At 63.1% G+C, this 19,493-nt stretch carries 20 protein-coding genes; 4 read left to right on the top strand and 16 right to left on the bottom strand.

Annotated elements, in window-relative coordinates:
* Positions 1 to 275: 275 nt before the first annotated feature.
* The 4 genes from SCA01S_RS21005 (at position 276) to SCA01S_RS20995 (ending at position 5,318) form a co-directional block, all read left to right on the top strand.
* The gene (locus SCA01S_RS21005; RefSeq protein WP_062788726.1) at positions 276 to 1,742 is read left to right on the top strand and encodes a multicopper oxidase family protein; all 1,467 of its coding nucleotides are present in this window, start codon (positions 276 to 278) and stop codon (positions 1,740 to 1,742) included.
* Positions 1,743 to 2,812: 1,070 nt separating this feature from the next.
* Complete coding sequence (locus SCA01S_RS22985; protein ID WP_093067922.1) at positions 2,813 to 3,913, top strand: universal stress protein; 1,101 nt, start codon at positions 2,813 to 2,815, stop codon at positions 3,911 to 3,913.
* A gap of 2 nt (positions 3,914 to 3,915) precedes the next feature.
* Positions 3,916 to 4,575 carry a hypothetical protein gene (locus SCA01S_RS22750; protein WP_062788724.1) on the top strand — a complete coding sequence of 220 codons (660 nt, stop codon included), beginning with the start codon at positions 3,916 to 3,918 and terminating at the stop codon, positions 4,573 to 4,575.
* Positions 4,572 to 5,318 (top strand): HAD-IIB family hydrolase, encoded by a 747-nt coding sequence (locus SCA01S_RS20995; protein WP_062788722.1) that lies wholly within the window; start codon positions 4,572 to 4,574, stop codon positions 5,316 to 5,318. The genes SCA01S_RS22750 and SCA01S_RS20995 overlap by 4 nt, the downstream gene beginning before the upstream one ends.
* A 146-nt stretch (positions 5,319 to 5,464) precedes the next feature.
* Here the strand turns inward: SCA01S_RS20995 and SCA01S_RS20990 are convergent, their stop codons facing one another.
* The 16 genes from SCA01S_RS20990 to SCA01S_RS22745 form a co-directional block, all read right to left on the bottom strand.
* Positions 5,465 to 5,905 carry a four-helix bundle copper-binding protein gene (locus SCA01S_RS20990; RefSeq protein ID WP_062788721.1) on the bottom strand — a complete coding sequence of 147 codons (441 nt, stop codon included), beginning with the start codon at positions 5,903 to 5,905 and terminating at the stop codon, positions 5,465 to 5,467.
* Positions 5,906 to 5,919: 14 nt separating this feature from the next.
* Positions 5,920 to 6,366, bottom strand: coding sequence for a DUF1622 domain-containing protein (locus SCA01S_RS20985; protein ID WP_044663289.1), 447 nt, complete (start codon positions 6,364 to 6,366; stop codon positions 5,920 to 5,922).
* Entirely contained in the window at positions 6,353 to 7,075 is a 723-nt protein-coding gene (locus SCA01S_RS20980; protein ID WP_004212662.1) for a hypothetical protein, read from the bottom strand. Before SCA01S_RS20980 ends, SCA01S_RS20985 begins: the two co-directional genes overlap by 14 nt.
* On the bottom strand, positions 7,072 to 7,800 hold the full coding sequence (locus SCA01S_RS20975) for a hypothetical protein (RefSeq protein WP_017503491.1): 729 nt from the start codon (positions 7,798 to 7,800) through the stop codon (positions 7,072 to 7,074). Before SCA01S_RS20975 ends, SCA01S_RS20980 begins: the two co-directional genes overlap by 4 nt.
* The gene (locus SCA01S_RS20970) at positions 7,800 to 9,710 is read right to left on the bottom strand and encodes a 2Fe-2S iron-sulfur cluster-binding protein (protein ID WP_009824016.1); all 1,911 of its coding nucleotides are present in this window, start codon (positions 9,708 to 9,710) and stop codon (positions 7,800 to 7,802) included. Before SCA01S_RS20970 ends, SCA01S_RS20975 begins: the two co-directional genes overlap by 1 nt.
* A 23-nt stretch (positions 9,711 to 9,733) precedes the next feature.
* Positions 9,734 to 10,054 carry a hypothetical protein gene (locus tag SCA01S_RS20965; RefSeq protein ID WP_062788719.1) on the bottom strand — a complete coding sequence of 107 codons (321 nt, stop codon included), beginning with the start codon at positions 10,052 to 10,054 and terminating at the stop codon, positions 9,734 to 9,736.
* Positions 10,055 to 10,114: 60 nt separating this feature from the next.
* Positions 10,115 to 10,327 carry a hypothetical protein gene (locus tag SCA01S_RS20960; protein WP_233203746.1) on the bottom strand — a complete coding sequence of 71 codons (213 nt, stop codon included), beginning with the start codon at positions 10,325 to 10,327 and terminating at the stop codon, positions 10,115 to 10,117.
* A gap of 5 nt (positions 10,328 to 10,332) precedes the next feature.
* Positions 10,333 to 10,812, bottom strand: a complete 480-nt coding sequence (locus SCA01S_RS20955; protein WP_004213016.1) for a heavy metal-responsive transcriptional regulator — start codon at positions 10,810 to 10,812, stop codon at positions 10,333 to 10,335.
* A gap of 138 nt (positions 10,813 to 10,950) precedes the next feature.
* On the bottom strand, positions 10,951 to 11,310 hold the full coding sequence (locus SCA01S_RS20950; protein WP_439646874.1) for a hypothetical protein: 360 nt from the start codon (positions 11,308 to 11,310) through the stop codon (positions 10,951 to 10,953).
* Between the two features lie 791 nt (positions 11,311 to 12,101).
* A complete protein-coding gene (locus SCA01S_RS23065) occupies positions 12,102 to 12,509 on the bottom strand; it encodes a YgjV family protein (protein ID WP_009824019.1) in 408 nt (135 codons plus the stop codon).
* Positions 12,461 to 12,676, bottom strand: a complete 216-nt coding sequence (locus tag SCA01S_RS22980; RefSeq protein WP_017502291.1) for a YgjV family protein — start codon at positions 12,674 to 12,676, stop codon at positions 12,461 to 12,463. Before SCA01S_RS22980 ends, SCA01S_RS23065 begins: the two co-directional genes overlap by 49 nt.
* A gap of 125 nt (positions 12,677 to 12,801) precedes the next feature.
* Positions 12,802 to 13,194 (bottom strand): copper-binding protein, encoded by a 393-nt coding sequence (locus tag SCA01S_RS20940; protein WP_017502290.1) that lies wholly within the window; start codon positions 13,192 to 13,194, stop codon positions 12,802 to 12,804.
* Positions 13,195 to 13,205: 11 nt separating this feature from the next.
* Complete coding sequence (locus SCA01S_RS20935; RefSeq protein ID WP_017502289.1) at positions 13,206 to 16,346, bottom strand: efflux RND transporter permease subunit; 3,141 nt, start codon at positions 16,344 to 16,346, stop codon at positions 13,206 to 13,208.
* Complete coding sequence (locus SCA01S_RS20930) at positions 16,343 to 17,836, bottom strand: efflux RND transporter periplasmic adaptor subunit (protein ID WP_062788717.1); 1,494 nt, start codon at positions 17,834 to 17,836, stop codon at positions 16,343 to 16,345. Before SCA01S_RS20930 ends, SCA01S_RS20935 begins: the two co-directional genes overlap by 4 nt.
* The gene (locus tag SCA01S_RS20925; RefSeq protein ID WP_017502287.1) at positions 17,833 to 19,062 is read right to left on the bottom strand and encodes a TolC family protein; all 1,230 of its coding nucleotides are present in this window, start codon (positions 19,060 to 19,062) and stop codon (positions 17,833 to 17,835) included. Before SCA01S_RS20925 ends, SCA01S_RS20930 begins: the two co-directional genes overlap by 4 nt.
* Before the next feature lie 135 nt (positions 19,063 to 19,197).
* The coding region (locus SCA01S_RS22745; RefSeq protein ID WP_369405421.1) for a hypothetical protein at positions 19,198 to 19,493 on the bottom strand (296 nt) is incomplete at its 5' end.

Below are 19,493 nucleotides of genomic sequence, written 5' to 3'. Positions count from 1 at the left end.
TTGTCGGAATAGACGCTCGCTGGGATCGGTGTCGCAGTGATTGAACGCTCGCCTGGCTGATTATTGATCAACTGGCGAGGGCCGCAACCAGCTTAGAAGGGCAATTTTTTCTTCCCAGAGGGGGCGGGCACAAAAGCGATCGGTTCGGGTATTACGGATATTGCCCTCCCGCGCGCCCTTTAAGGGAAGAGCGGCGCTTCGCCTCGGTGGATCTCATCGGGATCGAGAAAAGCGCGTTTGCGTCAGTTTCACGATTGCTCAGGAGGGGCTTCGAAATGACTTTTCTGAGCCGGCGAACTGTCTTGGCGGGCGGAGGCCTCCTGCTGGGGGCGGCATGCACGCGCAGATTTGCGACGCCGGACCAAGCAGGCACGCTGCCCATTCCTCGCCTGTTAGATGCACGCGACCATGGGCAGAGAATTGGACTGAGGGCGCAGGAAGGGGAAACCACTTTCTTCCCAGGGCGGCGGAGCGCCACCATGGGATACAACGGCAGCTATCTCGGCCCGACTCTGCGGGTACATCGCGGGGACGACGTGACGGTGACTGTCAGCAACAATCTGTCTGCTGATACCACGGTTCACTGGCACGGGCTGCTCGTACCGGGAGACCTGGACGGCAGCCCCCACCAGACCATTAGTCCAGGCGAGACTTGGCGTCCGACGCTGCCGATCCGTCAGCCGGCGGCCACTCTCTTTTATCATTCGCATGCACACGGCCGAACGGCGGAGCAGGTCTATGCAGGCCTAGCGGGATTGCTCTTCGTCACCGACGAGGAAGAGCAAGGTCTCGGTTTGCCTTCGGATTACGGCGTCGACGATCTACCAATCTTGATCCAGGATCGGCAGTTCGTGGATGGCCGTCTGGTGTTACCGGCGGGCATGATGGTGGCGCTGGACGGGAGGCGGGGCAACGTTATTCTCGTAAACGGCGCGTACAACCCGCGAGCAGACGTTCCCAGAAGCTTAGTGCGGCTGCGGCTCGTAAATGGTTCGAATGCCCGGACTTACGATCTTTCGTTCAGCGACGGACGAGCCTTTTATTGGATCGGCACCGAGGGCGGCCTTTTGGAAAAGTCCGTTGAATTGCAGTCCCTCACTCTGGCCTCCGGTCAGCGGGCTGAGATCTTGGTGGACTTCAGCGATGGCAAACCGGTCTCGTTGGTATCGGCTCCGGACCAAAGCACCCTCAGGATGCATGGCATGGGCATGATGCATCGGCACGAGGCTAGCGAAAACAACGCAGGGGATGAAACTGTCCTCACATTTTCACCGCGCTTGGCATCGAGTAAGCGAGGTAGGACCACGCTTCCGCTCCTCCTGGCGTCCCGCGCGGTGCCAGATCCGGCGACGGTCGTCGCACGGCGACGTCTGGTGCTCAACATGAGGCTGGGAGGTATGATGGATAGCGACGAAGAGCCGCTAACGATCAACCACAGGCGATTCGATATTGATCGCATCGATGAGGAAGTCGAGCTTGGCGCCGTCGAGATATGGAAAGTCTCCGGGCAGAAAATGGCCCATCCCTTCCACATTCATGGAGTGCACTTCGACGTGCTACGTCGCGATGGCGAGGAACCAGATCTTCTTGATCAGGGGCCACGTGACACCATCGTCGTGGACGAACCGGTCGAGTTATTAATCCGTTTCGACCAGCCTGCTTCAAAAGCGCCCTTCCTGTTCCATTGCCATATCCTGGAGCACGAGGACGAAGGCATGATGGGTCAGTTTTCCGTGACGTAGTGGGAACAACTCAAGAATCGAAATCCCGCATATGCCAATAAGGGGGCAATGCTCGACGTATGACTTCGAACTCCACTCTCGTTTTTGTTCCCTTTTCGGGCTTGGGCCAGAACGTTTCGCACATCTCGATCGAAGGCATTCGATCATCCCGGACACTTGTGCATCACATGACGAACCCTGCGGTTAGTCACGGCCACCAGGCGCCGCGGGCCGCGCTCTATAATGACCATACGCTTGTCGGGCCGTCCCGCGGCCGCTGTCAGTACTCGCGGCAATGAGTAAAAGATGGTATCGCCGCGTTCATACCACTTTCCTCCGCCAAGCGGCGTCTGGTCAGGCAATCGGATTTCGCTGTAAGATCCGTTGCGATTAAGAACCCAGGCCATCCCCGACTTACAGCCGGATCGGCCATCAAATGACCAGACACCCGCGAGCTTGGTGGTCGAGGTATCTTCCCCTGCGGGAACGACCCTGGCCGGCGAAGGTAGCGTTGGCACAGTGAGCGCGGCGAAAATCGCCCAGATGGAACACGACCACCGTGTGAAAGTGAGCGGCCGGCATCGATATAACCCGTTAAGCGCGATCGTCATACTGTTCCCTTCCGATCCACACTCACTCCGCTGAGAGCTTCGTTGGTTGCCCTTGGCAGACTATGCAGACCATCTGCCGGTGGTAATGCGTATTTGTCGCTAGACAGAAGGGACGCCTGCGATGGCATCTGATCGCAGATCGCCCAGGACAAGGCAGCCGGCGCAGAACTTGGGATGACGGTGATCGTCTCATGCGCAGTGCAAGCGAGCAACCACATGAGCGGTAACGGGGGCGACGAGTTCGCTTCCGGACGAGGAAAAGGTGGCCCGGTGACCTTCATTCTATCCCGACATGTTGGTTTGGACGCTCAAGCCGGGTGGCGAGGCGGAGGCATATAGGCCCGCCCGATGTACTAATCGCAAGCGACCGGTTTTCGGTTCTGATGCTCTTGCGCCCCAGTCAACCGACCGATCGCCATTCGTATATATCACAATTTCGCGGGTCGTTCCCCCCAGATAGGGTCAGAGCAGGTTCGAGTCGTGGAGGGGACGCCAGGCCGAAATGCCGGTTGTTCCCGCTGTCCTAGCCGCCACGAATTCGATGGAGATCCAAGGCAAGAGGAGCATTTGATATCAGCCGCTTCAGCATTTCCAGCTCTGGCGCAGGCGTCCCCCCGACCGCAGTCCGGGATTGTCGCCTGTATCGATTGCTCCGATCATGATGCGTGGATCTACTCACACGCTCGTGCGCTCGCGACAACGCTCGACGTCCCTATTACCCTGCTACAAGTACTTGACGGCGAGGGCTCGACGCGCTCTCGTCCAGACCCGATTGAATGTAACCTCCGGCGGCGCGAAGCCCTGCGCGCCCTCGATCGATGCGCCGCCGCGACCAGCGCACCTCCAACCAAAACCTCCATCGAATTGGCCGAAGGCCAAACCGCGGAGGAAATTTGCCGCTTTGTCCGAGAGTGCGACGACGGCATGGTCGTACTGGGAAGACGAGGCAGGCAAGAGGCCGGTCGCCCGGGCATGGGGGCAACCGTGCACAAGGTGCTCATGCAGACGCCAGCCCCGGTCCTGCTCGTACCGGTAGAGGCCCCGCTTCCGGCAGCGCCCTACAGAAGGGTTGTGGTGCCGCTTGACGGCTCTCGTTGGGCTGAGAGCGTGCTGCCCCTAGCTGTGCGTCTTGCGAAGGCCTCGGAAGCGGAACTCCTGCTCGTCCATGTCGTCCCTACGCCCGAGATGATCGAGGCACGGCCCCTGGAAGTCGAGGACAAGAAGCTTCAACAAGCCCTTATAGAGCGAAATGAGCAAGCAGCACGCAGCTACCTGGATCGAACGAAATCCAACCTCTCGGCGTCCGGTCTACGAATGCGTACGATTTCGATCCGTGGCGAGGATGTACGCGAGGTGCTGTGCGATCTTATTCAGCGCGAGAGGGCTGATATTGCCGTCCTGTCCGCGCGCGGCCACAGCCATCGGCATGTTTCCGACGTACCCTATGGAACGGTCGCCTCCTACCTGATGACGCATTGCAATGTACCAATGCTCGTAACGCCTGCGACAATCCGCTCGGGAAAAGCGCAGATCGCCGTAGGGCATAATTGCCTCCGGCTACCCCTCGCCGCCCAAGCCTGATCATGGCCGATATTGAGGGGACCGACCCTATTTCGGGGGCGGCCGACGAGACCGCCACACGCCATCAGCTGACAGGATTGATCGGTCGCTCAGCGCCTCTTCCCATCTGGGCGCATCTCGACGCCATGAAAGACTGGCTGGCTCGAGCCCGCCAGGCAGCCACGCAAGCCGACCAGCGCGGCAGCGCCGCAGCCGAATGGCTACTCGACAACGACTATCAGATCCAGCGCGCGATCCTGCAAATTGGTGAGGGTCTTCCGAAGGCTTTCTACGCGAAACTTCCCGGTCTTGCTGAAGACGGCCTCAGGCGACCACGTGCCCATCAAGTCGCGCAGTCTCTGCTTCTGGCGTCTCACCTGCAAGTCTCACTGTCCTCGGCTGTCGAATTCGTCGTTCGATATCAGAATAAGATGCCGCTCAGCATAGCTGAAACCTGGGCGATTCCTACGATGCTACGTATCGTTTGTCTTGAAATGATCGTTACGGGTTTCACCCAACTTTTTCCTCAAGTCGCTCCCCCTTTTGCACTAACGAACGCCATGGGCAAGGCGCCTGAGGAGATCCGTAGCGCAGCGCATTACATTTCAACCAGCAACGACAAAGATGGCATCGCCGCTGCCATCGACGCATTTCTGCTGCCGCTTGTGGGAGGATCATCATGAAGCGACTGGCCGCTTTCGACCTCGACGGAACGCTCGCGCTCAGCAAGCAGCCGCTCGACGATGAAATGGCGGATCTGCTTACCCGCCTGCTCGACGTGACGATGGTAGCGATCATCTCCGGAGGCGACTGGCCGCAATTCGAGAAACAGGTGGTGTCGCGCATGCCCGCCCGGGCGCGGCTCGACAATTTCATCATCCAGCCGACCACGGGCACCAAGCTCTATCGTCACGCCGACGGCCAATGGACGCGTATCTATGCCGATCTGTTCACCGGCGACGAAAGCCAGCGCATCCGCGAAGCACTGACCAAGGCGGTCGAGCAGGCGGGCTATCCAAACGAGAACATCTGGGGCGAGCAGATCGAGGATCGCGGCAGCCAGATCACATTCTCCGCGCTCGGTCAGGAGGCGCCGCTCGAGGCCAAGGACACGTGGGATCCCGATCACGCCAAGCGCAAGAAATTGCAGGCCCTGCTCCAGCCGTTGCTGCCAGGCTTTGCCATCAATATCGGCGGGGCGACATCGATCGACATCACGCGCGAAGGGATAGACAAGGCCTATGGCCTTAAGCGCCTTTCCGAGCAGACCGGCGTCGCGCTCGACGAGATGATCTTCTTCGGTGACGCGATCTTCCCGGGCGGAAATGATTATCCGGCCAAGCACCTCGGGCTGGATACCGTTCGAGTCCGCGACGTTGCCGAAACCAAGTCGGTGGTTGGCGCGATCGCTGCCTGGCTAGTCTAAAAGCGCTACCGCCGATACCTAACCAGTCCCGCTTTCGCGCCCGTACGACCCAGCTTCGCAGCGGTCCCACATTGTGGAGCCGACGGATCGCTTCAATCGTGCCGGAGCTGCTTGACCCCAATACGCCTGGGCGCGTTCTAGGACACTCAGCTGGCCATGTCCGCCATCATCCGACAGCTGGCGGCGCAATCCTTGCAGGTAGCCGAGCAACGCTTGATCCGCTCGCCCACGACGTGGCTCAGGCATTCCCGCGCACATCGTTCGCAGCCGTCAGCGCAGGCGCGACACAGGATGGTATGGAGGGAGGATTCGCGCAGCATCGAGTTGGCGGTCGCCTGGCACAGTTCCGCACAGTCGTTCAGCATGGCGATCAGCGACGCCGTGGCTGACGCGCCGCCTTGCTTCGTCAGCCAGGCGGCGGTCTCCAGGCACATGCGGTGCGAAGCCACGCAATCGTCGATGCAGTCCGTCATCGACATCGCCATCCCTTCCATTCGATGCTGCTGCGCCGCCGCCGGCCCAGCCAGCGTTCCAGCGGCGGCAAGGCCGGCGCCGGCCATCAGCAATTCGCGTCTCTCGATCATCATGCACCTCCCATCTGCTATCCCTTGAGCGCTGCGCCGCGTCCGGCGGCCTCAGCCGTCATAGGCGACCCATCCAACGCCGCAGCACGCGCCTTCTCCCGCGCCATCCGGGTTTCCTCCCAAGGCCAGTGGCCGTTGATCTCGACCCCAAGCGAGATGCTCAGGAAGGTCCGCACCAGCACAAGCCCGGCCAGCACGATGAGATCGTCGAGCGTCGGGTTGATCACCAGCGACTTGACGATGTCGCCGGCGACCAGAAATTCCAAACCGAGCAGGATGCTGCGGCCGAGCGCCGATCGGAACGCGCTATAGGCCTCGGTTCGGTCGCCCGCCCTCGCCCGCCGCGCAAACAGAAAGGTTGCGAGCCCCGCGCCGACCAGGATGGTCAGCGTGCCCGCCAGTTCCAGGCCGATCACCGCGAGCCGGAAGAAGGCGCTCAGCCAGTCGGCCTCAATGGTGATCATACCAGCCTCGCTTGCGGATATTGTTGAAGCTGTCGGTAGCGTGACAGGCATAGCATTGGTCGACGCGCGCCTTCGACCCGGCTGCGCGCTGCGAGACCATGCTGAAATGCTCCATGAAGTGACTGGGCGGCGCCTTGTGGCACTCGGCGCACTGCGTCGAATTGACCGATGGATGGCGGTAATTGGCGATCTTCCAGCTGTCGGTCTTGTGACAGCTCGCGCAGTCGGTGCCGAACAGGCCCTGGTGCGGATCGCGGAACGCATGGCAGCTCGCGCAATTGAGCGCGGTCTCGGGGGTCAGGCTTCGAGTGTTTGTCGACATGCCCGCCAAAGGCTGCCGCCACTTTGCCATGTCGAGCAAGGCGGCGTGATCCATGCGGATGATGCCGCGCTCTCCCTCATGTTCGACGTGGCAGGAGGTGCACTGCGTCGCTTTCGCGTGGAACTGCGTCGACTGCTTCGTCCCGAAATCCGTGCCCGCATGGCAGGTGAGACAGGTCCGGGTTTCGACGCCCTTGCCCGGCGTGTGGCAGGCCGTGCATTGGCCGGCGAAGGACTGGTGGGCGCTCGAGAGCGGGCCGGGCGCTACGAGCTGCGCCACCAGGCCGGCATCCCTCGGCGCGTCCGATCGCATCCGGATCGCGACCGCGGCGACCATAACCAGCAGGGCCGCGATGAAGACGGCGTAGGAAAGACGCTGCCAGCTCATAGCCAGCGCAGCCCGTAATAGATCGCCGCGCCGACGTGGAGCGCGAGCAGCGCGAAGATGAGACAGCCCAGCAGGATGTGCAGGAACCGCCATCGCGCGAACAGGGTGTTGGTCGCCTCTTCGGCGCGGATCGCGAATTCGGTATCGGCCAGCGCCGCGGCGATCCCCGCCTTGTCCTGGGGGTGCTGGCCCGCGGGCGCATCCCCGGCGACGAACAGATAGCGCCTCCAGCCCGACAGCGGCGCGGCTGCGGTATCGGCCTGCGTCGGCGCGGCCGGCTCCTCGAGGAAGGCGGCGCGAAGCGAAGCCAGTTCCGACCTGCGTCCGCGCAGCGCCCGACCAAGCTGGGCAAGCAGGTAGCGGCCGATGAAGCCGGTGATGACCGTCATCAGCAGAAGGATGGTCAGAAGCAGTCCGACCGGGCTTTCGAGCTTGTGCGCGGCGTGGACCAGACCCAGGATCGGCGCCAGCACGCCGGCATAGATGTGGATGGCGAGCAGGGTCGGCTTGCTGACGAGCCGGGAGAGCGCCTTGTCGACCCAGGCGATATGCTTGGCCGCGACATAGGGAAGCGTCAGCAGCATCAGCACGAGCGCTGCGATCCCGATGATCCCGCCGGCCAGGCTGCCCGGAAAGCGCGGTGACACATGCACGAGGTAGCCGAACGGGAACAGCAGCAGGAACGCGACCAGCAGGCCGACGGCGATGTCGCTGCGTTCGCGCATCAGGCTTCGACCACGAGCGGCGTGCCCGTGCCCTTCGCCTGGCACGCGAGCACATAGCCCTGCGCCTTGTCGGCGGGCGCGAGGCCGGACTCGACCTCCATCGTCACCTCGCCCTGCAGCAGCTTGACGACGCAGGCGCCGCATGTGCCCGCACGGCAGGCATAGGGGATCTCGACGCCCGCGCCCTCGGCCGCCTCGAGCACGGTCTCGTCCGCGGGCAAAGCCGCCGACACCCCCGACACGGAGAAGGTCACCGTGCTCGGTGCCACCTCGGCGCTCGGGGCCGGCTTAGCTGCTGGCGCGGGCGCGGGCTTGACCTCGAGATCCTCGTGGTCGGCCGGCAGCGAGGCCGGACCGAACGCCTCGGTGTGCAGCTGCGCTTCGGGGACGCCGAGTTCCGCCAGCACGCCGCGCATCGCGCCCATCATCGCCGGCGGGCCGCACATATGGATCCGCCGGCTCGCGATCTCCGGCACCGCGGCCAGGATCATCTCGCGGGTGATCGGCCCTTCGGGGCCCATCCAGACGGTGCCGGGCGCGCGCTGCATCGCGGCGACGACATGGAGGTTGGGAAAACGGCGTTCGAGCCGTTCGAGCTCGTCGCGGAACACGAATTCCTCGGTCGACCGTGCGCCGTAGAAGAAGAAGATATCACCCTTCCACGCGGTGTCGGTGAGATAGCGCAGCACCGACATCATCGGGGTGATGCCGACCCCGCCCGCGATCAGCACGATGCTCTGGGCATCCGTTCCCGTGAAGGTGAAGGCGCCGAACGGTCCGCTGACCTTCAGCAGATCGTCGGCGACGACCTTGTCGTGCAGGTATCGCGAGACCACGCCCTGCTCCTCGCGCTTGACCGTCAGTTCGACATAGGCCCGCTGGGTCGGCGAAGAGGCGATCGTGTAGGAACGGCGCGCGGTCTTGCCCGCTTCGGGCTCTACCTCGACCTGCAGGAACTGGCCCGGCAGGAAGTCGAACGGCAGCCGGTCGGCGGCCGGGTCCGCGAGCCGGAAGGTCAGCACGCTCGGCGTCTCTCGCACGATCTGGACCACGCGCAGCTGCCCCGCCCAGCTTTTGGGCTTGCGCAGCGAAGCTCCCGCGGGCGCGGCCGCATTGCTCGAGGCGAGCCCGGCGCTGCCGGCAACGGGGGCAGGTGCGGGCGCGAGCTTCGCAGCGGGCGGGACAGCCTTCGGCTCCGGCTTTTCCGAGGTCTTGGCGGTGGCGACACCGCCGGCGATCGCCCCGATCCGCCGGAGGCGGAAGATCTGCAGCGCGATCAGCGTGGCGCTCACCAGCCCCAGGAAGAGCATGAGAAGGAGGTGTGAGGGCGAGATGCCGAACCAGTGGTCGGCATGGCCGGGCGCGGCCTGGTCGATGTCGAGCTGATCGCGCAGCCAGGCAAGCCCGACCTCCCGGGGCGGCTGCAAGCCGCCGATCGCGCCCTGCGCGGCGGTGCCGGACCGGAACAGGTCGGTTCCCTCGCGCAGGCGGCGCGCCGCATCGAGCCGGGCCGAGACCGTGGTTGCACGCGCGCCGTCGGCCGAGGCGGCGTTGATCATCGCCAGACCCGTGCTTACCCGTTCGCCAGCCTGCGCAGCGACCCGCTGCCTTGCCGCTTCGTCGAGCGCGGGAAAGGCGAGCAGTTGCGAGATGAAGCCGGTCCGGCGCGATTCGTGGCCGTGCTCATTCTCCCCTTCCCCATTGATCATGCGATCCATCATGGGGTTCATCATCTTCGCCATGTCCGACGACCCCGACGATGCCGGTGCGGACATGCCCCCGCCGGCCGGCATGCCTGCGCCATGATGCGCGGCATGATCCTCGCCCTCCTGCGCGCCCGCGCCCGCGGACAGGCTGAGAGCGATTGCGCAGCCGAGGCTCAAGCGTCGAAGGCTGATCCGCCTGGACATCCTCATCCCCTTTTTCAGCGCGCTTACATATCCTTCATCGGCATCGCCGAATTGCCCGGCGCGGGATCGGGTGCCGGCGCGGTCTGGTTGCCGGCCCCGGCGCGCATCGCGTCATGGTCCATCGCCTGACGGTGATGCCGCTCCATCTCGGCCTGGTTGCTCATCGCGTCCATCGACGCCGCGTCTGCAGCGTTGCCGCTGTCGGTCAGGACCGGGGTGGCGGCGACGCTGTTCGCCGCGGGCGGCACCGTCTGGTCGGCCTGGCGGTCGCAGCCCGAAAGCGCGAACGCCAGCAACAGGCTTCCGCCGACAAGCGGAAGGGCTTTTTTCGCATGGTCGATCATAGCTTGCTCCTTGGCTTAAAAACTGTGGTCCCGGGCGCCGGGGATGGCGCCCGGACCGGCTCATTGCGCGCTGCGCAGGATCTGAAGGCACCGGTCGTGCGAGAGGTTCATCGGGTTGCGCCCCTGCCCCTTCATCTCGCCATGATCATGCGGCGTCTGGAGACCCATATTGCCCTCCATCGCCCGGCAACTCTCGACCTGCGCCGAGGTCGGCCGCGTGGTTACACAGGCGCCTAGAAGCAGCGCCGGCGTGAGGACGGCGATCAAACGCATTTTCTTCATGACAAAAGCCCTTTCGCTAGTGATGATCGTTCGTCCTGCGCTGCCTGATGTTTCTTGTTATGCTGTTGGTCTTTCCGCCGCGCCGTCAGGAAGGCGAGGATCGGGCAATCGGAGACGGGCACTTCGCCCGGGCATTCGTCGGCGAGCATCCGCAGCATGTCGCGGATATCCGACAGGCGCTCGAGCCGGGCTTCGGCGTCCGCGATCTTGGCAAGCGTGATATCGAGCACGGCCTGGGCATGCGCGGTGTCCGACGCCCTGAGCGCCAGCAGCTGCCGGGCCTGTTCGAGTGTGAAACCAAGCTCCTGCGCCGAGCGGATGAAATTGACGCGTTCGAGGTCGGTCGCGTCGTAGAGCCTGTAGCCCGCTGCCGTGCGCGCGGGTTCGCGCAGCAAACCCATCCGCTCATAATAGCGGATCGTGTCGCGGCCCACGCCCGCAGCGGCGGCCAGTTCGCCGATCTTGAAATTGCCCATGTCATCCGCTCGATCATCATGCCGGTTGTGTCCAGGGTCAAGCGGTTCGCTTTGACCCCGAACGGTCCGTTGCCGCCGGCAGCCCGCTGCCCCGACGTCTCGCATCCGGGCAGCTTGTGCCGGCGGGCCACCGGCTCGTCAGTTCTTGCGAAGCTCGACGATGTCGTGCTTGGCAGGCGTACCGTCGGCGACGGACACGTGCGCGAAGTGATCATCGAAGATATGATCGATCGTCACATGGCCGATGAGCTGGCGGTGATAAGTCGGCGCCACGCCTTTGGACGGACCCGGATGGGTCACGACGCGATAGACCTCGAGCTTCTGGCCGACCTCGGCGCCATCGGCCTTTCCGATGCAGACGACCGTGCCGTTGCTGCCCGTGTCGACGATCGAACCGCGCATGAACCAGGTGTGGCCGATACCTTGCGCGAATAGCGGAGAGACGCCGAGCATCGAGATTCCGGCCAGCGCCACCATGATGGACTTCTTCATCATCATCTTGACTCCTTGAGTGAGCGTTGAGAACTGCTGCTCGATTTCTCGAGGGGAAGATTTTGTTTCTTCGCCCACAGGACTATGGTCCCGGGTCCAAGCTCGGTATACGTAGTGTTCGCAGCCGAAGTTTTTCGGGCAAGGTGTCTGAAGGCCGGGCTTACTCGTACGTAACGATCCAGGGCACGACTTTCGTGTTTATGAAACGTAGTCTGGAACCAGGCCTTAACCCCTGAGGACAAGCGCTTTACGTCCAGCTGGCCGCGCAAAACGGCTACGTTGGCGATAGAAGAAGGTCGTCGAAGGTTCGTCCGACGAATTTACGCTTCGCTATCTCCCTCGTATCTCACGAGCAATTCCTTGCGGGCTGCCATTTCGGTCGCAACAGATGCCACCCGGGCAGGCGGAGCAGGCGGTGCCTGCAGCTCCGGAGAAAGCGCCTTTCCAGCCTACTCCAGTGCTCCCTGCCGCACCCCTAAGCCCCGCCATCATCAACGGGAGCGAAAGACTGTGGCGGCCTTTCCGGAATCCACCAGACCTGGCAAAGGCCCCACTCTGCTGACAATTTCATTTCGACCTCGACCGGAACTGATGGCATCTAGGCATGGCCCCAGCCAAGTCAGGCGGCGGCCAGGGGCTACGCGTAGCGCGACCGGTCCCGGGATCGATCCCGATCAACAACATCCGGAACGCCTTCGGCGTCCTCGTTGAAATCGCGAATTGCGGCGCGGCGCCATCCGCTGTTTTGCTCACTTCCGGAAGGAGCCACCCTCATTCCATCGTCGCGCGAAACTCTGTCATCCGGTCCGCTTCAAACGCGTTGGTGCCGGGATGAATGTGCTGATCAGCGTATTCCAAACAGAGATCGACAACAAAGGATTTCGATTCCGGACAACGAACTTCATCAGGTTCGCGAGGTTCGAGACCAAGGATACCAAATCAGTGCCCAAGGCGAACAAAGCTCCGACCATCATATTGTGGACGAGCCAGAATGGGGCCCCTACGAGAAAAAGGCCTTTCATCCGCGTAGTCGAGGTTTGGAGCCGTGCGAAGCTGCCCAACGAACTGCCCGTGAACGCCAGAGCTGAGGGGAGACCGTGCCAGGTCACAACCGACAGAAAAGCCATCAAAATCAGACTAGCGCCGTAAAGCCTCGTCACCACATAGCGATCACGCACTGACGCGGAAATGCGAGCTGCGAACATGAAATGAGGCACGCTATCGCCGCAGTGGGTGAGCCGAGCATCAAAAAATAGAGCGCGAAGGCGGCAGCACCCGCGCTCTGGATTTTCACCGCGGTTCGATAGTCGTCGAAAAACGGCCAGCTAATGACGCACAAAAGCGCGACGCAGCCGAACGCGGTGGCAATCATGATTGCCGCCACCCGGTTGTTTCGCTCAAGACCTGCGTTTCGCGCCCAGCTCTATCTTGCTTCATAGTGCAAGCGTGAACGAACAAGGTTAATTACGATTTAAGAACGCCCGTAGTAGCGCGGATTTACGGCTGCTTTTGGATCGCCGTTACCTCGCCGGCGTTGCCCGTCAACATAAGGTCAAAATCGACCTTATCGCCAACCTTCACTGCATCTGTGATCGCCGGGGCAGCCTTGAACGCCATTGTCATTGCCGGCCATTTGGCTTCGGGGATGGCGCCATGATCGAGTGTGATCGTGCCCGCAGACTTGTCGATCGCGGTGACCGTGCCGTGTCCCTTCACCTTGATTGCAGTGGCAGCCGACGGCTCCATCGCCATATTTGCCATGTTGCCGCTCATAGCGGCGGCGGGTTCTGCCTTGTTGGTCTCGACCGCAACGGGCGGTTCGGCTTTTTTCCCGCAAGCGACGGTCAGTGCCGCGAGGCCGAGGGCAAAGGTCAGTCGTCCGTAGTTCATGGTCTTCTCCTTTATAATGAAACGTGTTGGTCATTGGGCTTCATCTTCGGCCGCCGAAGCAGCAGATAGGCGGCAGGCAGGACGAACATCGACAACAGCGGCGCGGTCAGCATGCCGCCTATCATCGGCGCGGCGATCCGGCTCATGACTTCGGATCCGGCGCCCGATCCCAGCAGGATCGGCAAGAGGGCAGCGAGGATCACGGCGACCGTCATCGCCTTGGGCCGAACGCGGAGCAGTGCGCCTTCGCGCACTGCCGTCTCGACCTCGGCGACATCCGGATCGGTGCGCTCTTCCAAGGCGTTCTTCAGGTAGATCAGCATCACGACGCCGAATTCGGCGGAGACGCCAGCGAGCGCGATGAAACCTACCCCGGTGGCGACCGACTGGTTGAAGCCGAGCAGATAGAGGATCCAGATGCCGCCGGTGAGCGCGAACGGCAACGTCCCCATGATCAAAGCTGCTTCATCGAACCGCCCGAAGATCATGTAGAGCAGCACGAAGATGATCAGCAGCGTCGCCGGCACGACGAGCTTCAATTTGGCAACGGCACGCTGGAGATATTCGAACTGTCCCGAATAGGCGACGCTAACCCCTGGCGAGAGCGTCACCTGTCTTGCGATCGCATGCTGCAGGTCACTCACGACCGACGCAAGGTCGCGTCCGCGCACGTCGACATAGACCCAGGTCGATGGGCGGGCGTTTTCGGTCTTGAGCATCGGGGGCCCCTCAGCGATCGAGACGCGCGCAATGGTGCCGAGCGTGATCTGCTGTCCGGACGGGGTCAGGACCGGCAGCATCCGTATTCCGTCAAGACTGTCGCGTAGCTCCCGCGGATAGCGGACGCTGATCGGATACCGTGCCAGCCCCTCGACCGTCTCGCCGATCGTCTCGCCGCCGATCGCGCCAGAGACGATCCGCTGCACGTCCGTAATATTGAGCCCAAATCGGGCGGCAGCGGCCCGATCGACATCGACATCGACATAGCGCCCGCCCGTCAAGCGCTCTGCGAGCGCCGAACTGACCCCAGGCACGGTTTTCGCAACTGTCTCGACATCGTGCGCGATGCGGTCGAGCTCAGCGAGGTCAGCACCCGACACCTTGACCCCGATCGGGCTCTTGATGCCGGTCGCCAGCATGTCGATCCGGTTGCGAATGGGCGGCACCCACACATTGGCGAGGCCGGGCAGTTTTACCGTTCGATCAAGCTCCTCGACCAGCTTGTCCGGAGTCATGCCCGGTCGCCATTGGTCGCGAGGTTTGAACTGGATCGTCGTCTCGAACATCTCAAGCGGCGCAGGATCGGTGGCAGTCTCGGCGCGGCCGGCCTTGCCGAACACGCTCTCGACCTCGGGCACGGTCTTGATCAGGCGGTCGGTCTGCTGGAGCAGGTCCGACGCCTTCGCCGCCGAGAGACCCGGCAGCGCCGAGGGCATGTAGAGCAGATCACCCTCCTCCATCTTCGGCATGAACTCGCCGCCAAGCTGGGTGAGCGGCCAGGCGGTTGTTGCAAAAGCGAGCGCCGCGATCAGCAGTACGGTCCTTGGCCGCCGCATCGTCCAGTCGAGCGCGGGCCGGTAGATGTTCGTCAGCCAGCGATTGACCGGGTTGGACTGCTCGGGCGGAATCTTGCCCCGGATCAGCAAACCCATGAGCACCGGCACCAGGGTCACCGACAGGATCGCCGCCGACGCCATCGCATAGGTCTTGGTGAAAGCGAGCGGTGCGAACAGCCGTCCTTCCTGTCCTTCCAGCGTGAACACCGGAATGAACGACAGGGTGATGATCAGAAGGCTGAAGAACAGCGCTGGCCCAACTTCGGCTGCCGCTTCGGTGATGACGGTCCATCGGGTATCCCCCTCGAGATGTTCGTCCGGGTGATCCTCCTCCCATCGCTCGATTTTCTTATGGGCATTCTCGATCATGACGACCGCGGCATCGACCATCGCGCCGATGGCGATCGCGATGCCGCCCAACGACATGATGTTGGCATTGACCCCCTGGAAACGCATGACGACGAAGGCTGCCAGCACACCAAGCGGAAGCGTGAGAATTGCAACGAGCGCCGAACGGACATGCCAAAGGAAGAGCCCGCAGACGATCGCAACGACTATGAATTCCTCGACCAGCTTGTGGGTCAGATTCTCAACGGCGCGGTCGATGAGCTGCGAGCGATCATAGACCGTAACCACATCGACGCCGGGTGGCAGGCCCTTCTTGAGCTCTGCGAGCTTGTCCTTGACCGCCGCGATTGTCTCGCGCGCATTCTTGCCCGAGCGCAGGATCACAACGCCGCCAGCGACCTCGCCCTCACCGTTCAGTTCGGCAATCCCGCGCCGCATCTCGGGGCCGGCCTGGATCGTGGCAACGTCGCCCAGTCGCACCGGCACACCGCCGGCTGCGGTCCTTAAGGGAATGGCGCGGAAATCGTCGAGCGTCTTCAGATACCCGGAGACACGGACCATATATTCGGCCTCGGCCATCTCCAGTACCGAGCCGCCGCTCTCCTGATTGGCCTTCTGAATGGCATCGACCGTCTGGGCGTGGGTCACGCCGTAGGCGGCGAGCTTCACCGGATCGAGCAGCACCTGATATTGCTTCACCATGCCGCCAATGCTGGCGACCTCTGCGACCCCCGTTACCGTTTTCAGCTCGTAGCGCAGGAACCAGTCCTGAAGCCCGCGAAGCTGCGAGAGATCGTGGCGGCCAGTGCGATCGACCAGCGCATATTCATAGACCCAGCCCACCCCGGTCGCATCCGGCCCCAGCGCGCTGCGGGCGCTGGCCGGCAGCCGGCCTTGTACCTGGTTGAGATATTCGAGCACGCGGCTGCGCGCCCAATAGAGATCGGTGCCGTCCTCGAAGATCACATAGACAAAGCTGTCGCCGAAGAAGGAATAGCCGCGGACGGTCTTTGCGCCGGGCACAGAGAGCATCGTGGTGGTGAGCGGATAGGTCACCTGATTCTCGACGATCTGCGGCGCCTGCCCGGGATAGGAGGTGCGGATGATCACCTGCGTGTCCGAAAGATCGGGCAACGCATCGATCGCGGTCGATCGCACCGCCCAGACGCCCACGCCGATCAGCGTCAGCACCCCGATCATGACGAAGAAGCGGTTTCTGACTGACCAGCGGATGAGATGGGCGATCACTGGCCCATTACCTTCGCCATGCGGCGCACGGTTGGTCCACTCGGCGCTTGATCGAACCCGAACCGGACCTTGTCGCCCGTCTTCAAGCCGCGCGCGACGTTCGGATCGGTGAGCTGAAAGGTCATCGTCATTGCTGGCCAGCCAATGGCCGGCACGGCTTGATGGCTCAGCGTCACCGACTGGGCGGTGAGTTGTTTGATCGTGCCGACGGTCTCATAGACTGCGCCGGTCGCCATAGGTTTGGCAGGACCTTTTGGCTTGTCAGCTCCGATCGGCCGTGCGTCCACGCCCGAGAGGCTCGCTTCGGAATCGATCAGGAACTGGCCCGATGCGACGATCCTTTCGCCTTCGCTCAGGCCCGCCAGAATCTCCGTATCATCGCCAGCTTCCCTGCCGGTTTGCACCTCGGCAGGGCGGTAGCGCCCCTTGTCGAGCGCGAGCATGACCAACGTGCGCTTGCCAGTGCGGATCAGGGCTTCGGACGGCACCAGCAACGCCGGCTGCGCGCTCCCGCCAAACGAGACGGTCGCAAACATGCCGGGACGCAGTCGCCCGCCGCGATTGGGCAGCTCGATCCGAACGGTGAGTGTGCGGCTGTCGGCCTGTGTCTCGGGGAGGATCGCCGAAACGCGCCCGGAGATGGTTTCGCCGGGGAAGGCTGCAAGCGCGGCTCGCACCGCTTGTCCAGGCTTCAAGGGACCGGCGACCGCTTCCGGCACGGCGGCATTCAACCAGACCGTGCCGAGCCCGTTGACCTCGGCAAGCGTCTGGCCTGCCATCAAGGTCATGCCGCCCCGCACGTTCAACGTCTTGATCACGCCGCCCGTGGGCGTGGAGATGGTGATCACATTATGCGGTCGTCCGGTTTGCTCGACCGATGCGATCGTGCCGGAGGGCATGCCGAGCAGCATGAGCCGTTGACGCGCGGCCTGGATCAGAGCGGCGTTGCCGGTGCGGCGGACCGCCAGAAACTCGGTCTGTGCGCCGCCCCATTCCGGCACCAGAACATCGGCAAGCGGCGCGCCTGCACCGATCACATCACCAGGTGCGCGGCCATAGACACGGGAAACGAAGCCGCCTGCACGCGCCTGAACGATCGCAACGTCGCGCTGGTTGAAGTCGATCGTGCCGGTGGCGGTGAGACTGCTCGCCAATTCGCCGCGCCGCACAGCCACCGTTCGCATCCCGAGCGCCTGGGAGGCGGACGGGTCGATCGATATTCCCGGCTGTGCCGCGCTTGCCCCCACCTCATCCGCATAGCGCGGGATTGTTTGCATTCCCATCGACGACAGGCCTGGACCGTCATGATGCTCAGCGGGGATCATCGGGTCATACCAATAGAGGATCTTGCGTGCCGGCGGTTTGGCGGCCGTAGCGTCGGGTGATCCTCCTCTCCATTCAGAGATGGTGAAAACGACCCCGCCAGCGGCGACCGCGAGCAGCGCCGCGGCACCGAAAAGGCCGCCCCGAGGGATTGTGAAATGGCTCATTGCGATTCGCTCCGATACGTAAGGTTCAGTCGAACACCGTCAGCAGCGACAAGGGCTTCACGGTCGAGAGTGTTGAGGGTGACGTCGGCAAGGGCCGCATAGGCATCCGCGATATCGACAAGATTGGCGCGACCTGCCCCGTAGCTTGCCGTCTCCAACGTCACCCGCTGCTCGGCGAGTGGCAGCAATGTGTCCCGCGCGCGCAGCCACTGTTCATGATGCATGATATGGTCCGCAAGATCGGTTTCGAGATCAGCGGCCAGCGCCCGCAGGGCCGCGTCGCGTTCGGCCAGGATGCGTCCGGCATTCTCCTGGGCCGCCGCAATGCCCGCATTCTGTCGACTGCGGGTAAAGAAGGGCAGACTGACCGTCACACCGGCTGACACATAATCTCCAAAACGAGGGTCGCGGCGTTGATAGGCAAGGTTCACCCCGAAGTCGGAACGGCGGTTGGCATCGGCCATACGCACATCGGCCATTGCCTGACCGGACTGGGCGTCGATCATTGCCATGGTGGGAAGGCGATCCAGGCCAGCGCGCAGTTCGGCCCCATCGACAGGGAAGTCGGGAATAGATCCGGCAATTTCAGGCGCCGGGTCACCCGTCCATCGCGTCAGAGCAGCCCGTGCCCGCGCTATGTTTGAGACCAGTTCGCTGCGACGATCTTCTAATGAGGCGATAGCCTGTCGGCCGGCAAGAGTCTGCGCAGGCCGGGCATTGCCCGACGCGACGGCACTGGGCGTTGTCCGCACCACGCGCTCCAGACGGGCTAGAAGATCATCAAGCGCGGTCAGCCGGCGCTCGGCATAGGCAAGGTTGATCCAGGCAAGCGCAGTGCCGACCTCAACCGAACGCGCCTCAAATGCGGTGTCGGCATCTGCAGCCTTGATATCGCTGTCAGCGCGGGCGCGTTGCGCACGGCGCTTGGCGAGGTTGGGAATATCCTGGGACACGCCCACCCGCGCCATCGTGAAATTGTCCTGCCCGGGAGCAAACGCCAATGGCCCCGAGATCGGGAAACTGTCGAGCCCAACGGCCAGAGTCGGATCAGGTAGCGATCCGGCGCCGCCACGAGCGGAACGAGCGGCCTCGGCGGCGAGCGCCTTGGCCTTGATCGACGGCGCTTCCTGCCGCGCGCGCTGGAGCGCAGCGTCGAAAGTGAGGGGACCAGCGAATGCAACGCCGGGGATCGCCGCGAGCAGCGGCAGACAAACAAACAATCGCATGGAAAACTCCTGATCGGAGGATCAGGCCGGCGTCGCGCACTCTGGCAGGCATGTCAGTGGCGGCGGGATGGGGGCAATCCCGCCGCCACTGCTGGCCTGGCCGTCTATGCGACCTTACACGGCCAGAGGCTGTGCCTAGCCGGCCGAGGGAGCCGACGAAGGCGATGCCATGCTATGCATCTCCTTCATGCAGTCCGCCGCGCTCATCTTCATCATGTCGCAGTTGCAGTTCGCCATCTGCGGAGCATCGGGCACCCAGACGCGACGGGGGCTCATAGATGGCGCACGCGGGCCATAGTTTGGCGATTGACGCCATTCATAATGGCCAGACTGCGAGTTTGTGTTGGGTTCGCCGGCGAAAGCGGCAACGGGAGCGGCAAGCGCAATGCCCAGCAGGGCATAGAAAACACGGTTCTTCATGACTGTAATCG

The organism is Novosphingobium capsulatum NBRC 12533 (assembly GCF_001598375.1).
Taxonomy (GTDB): Bacteria; Pseudomonadota; Alphaproteobacteria; order Sphingomonadales; family Sphingomonadaceae; genus Novosphingobium; species Novosphingobium capsulatum.
Note: the sequence above shows the minus strand (reverse complement) of the source record. Positions and strands in the feature narration are given on the sequence as shown.

Bases quoted from the DNA above. Each gene is read 5' to 3' on its own strand.
- SCA01S_RS21005 (WP_062788726.1), top strand. From the start codon at position 276: ATGACTTTTCTGAGCCGGCGAACTGTCTTGGCGGGCGGAGGCCTCCTG.
- SCA01S_RS22750 (WP_062788724.1), top strand. From the start codon at position 3,916: ATGGCCGATATTGAGGGGACCGACCCTATTTCGGGGGCGGCCGACGAG.
- SCA01S_RS20995 (WP_062788722.1), top strand. From the start codon at position 4,572: ATGAAGCGACTGGCCGCTTTCGACCTCGACGGAACGCTCGCGCTCAGC.
- SCA01S_RS20990 (WP_062788721.1), bottom strand. From the start codon at position 5,905: ATGATGATCGAGAGACGCGAATTGCTGATGGCCGGCGCCGGCCTTGCC.
- SCA01S_RS20985 (WP_044663289.1), bottom strand. From the start codon at position 6,366: ATGATCACCATTGAGGCCGACTGGCTGAGCGCCTTCTTCCGGCTCGCG.
- SCA01S_RS20980 (WP_004212662.1), bottom strand. From the start codon at position 7,075: ATGAGCTGGCAGCGTCTTTCCTACGCCGTCTTCATCGCGGCCCTGCTG.
- SCA01S_RS20975 (WP_017503491.1), bottom strand. From the start codon at position 7,800: ATGCGCGAACGCAGCGACATCGCCGTCGGCCTGCTGGTCGCGTTCCTG.
- SCA01S_RS20970 (WP_009824016.1), bottom strand. From the start codon at position 9,710: ATGTCCAGGCGGATCAGCCTTCGACGCTTGAGCCTCGGCTGCGCAATC.
- SCA01S_RS20965 (WP_062788719.1), bottom strand. From the start codon at position 10,054: ATGATCGACCATGCGAAAAAAGCCCTTCCGCTTGTCGGCGGAAGCCTG.
- SCA01S_RS20960 (WP_233203746.1), bottom strand. From the start codon at position 10,327: ATGCGTTTGATCGCCGTCCTCACGCCGGCGCTGCTTCTAGGCGCCTGT.
- SCA01S_RS20955 (WP_004213016.1), bottom strand. From the start codon at position 10,812: ATGGGCAATTTCAAGATCGGCGAACTGGCCGCCGCTGCGGGCGTGGGC.
- SCA01S_RS20950 (WP_439646874.1), bottom strand. From the start codon at position 11,310: ATGATGATGAAGAAGTCCATCATGGTGGCGCTGGCCGGAATCTCGATG.
- SCA01S_RS23065 (WP_009824019.1), bottom strand. From the start codon at position 12,509: ATGTTCGCAGCTCGCATTTCCGCGTCAGTGCGTGATCGCTATGTGGTG.
- SCA01S_RS22980 (WP_017502291.1), bottom strand. From the start codon at position 12,676: ATGATTGCCACCGCGTTCGGCTGCGTCGCGCTTTTGTGCGTCATTAGC.
- SCA01S_RS20940 (WP_017502290.1), bottom strand. From the start codon at position 13,194: ATGAACTACGGACGACTGACCTTTGCCCTCGGCCTCGCGGCACTGACC.
- SCA01S_RS20930 (WP_062788717.1), bottom strand. From the start codon at position 17,836: ATGAGCCATTTCACAATCCCTCGGGGCGGCCTTTTCGGTGCCGCGGCG.
- SCA01S_RS20925 (WP_017502287.1), bottom strand. From the start codon at position 19,062: ATGCGATTGTTTGTTTGTCTGCCGCTGCTCGCGGCGATCCCCGGCGTT.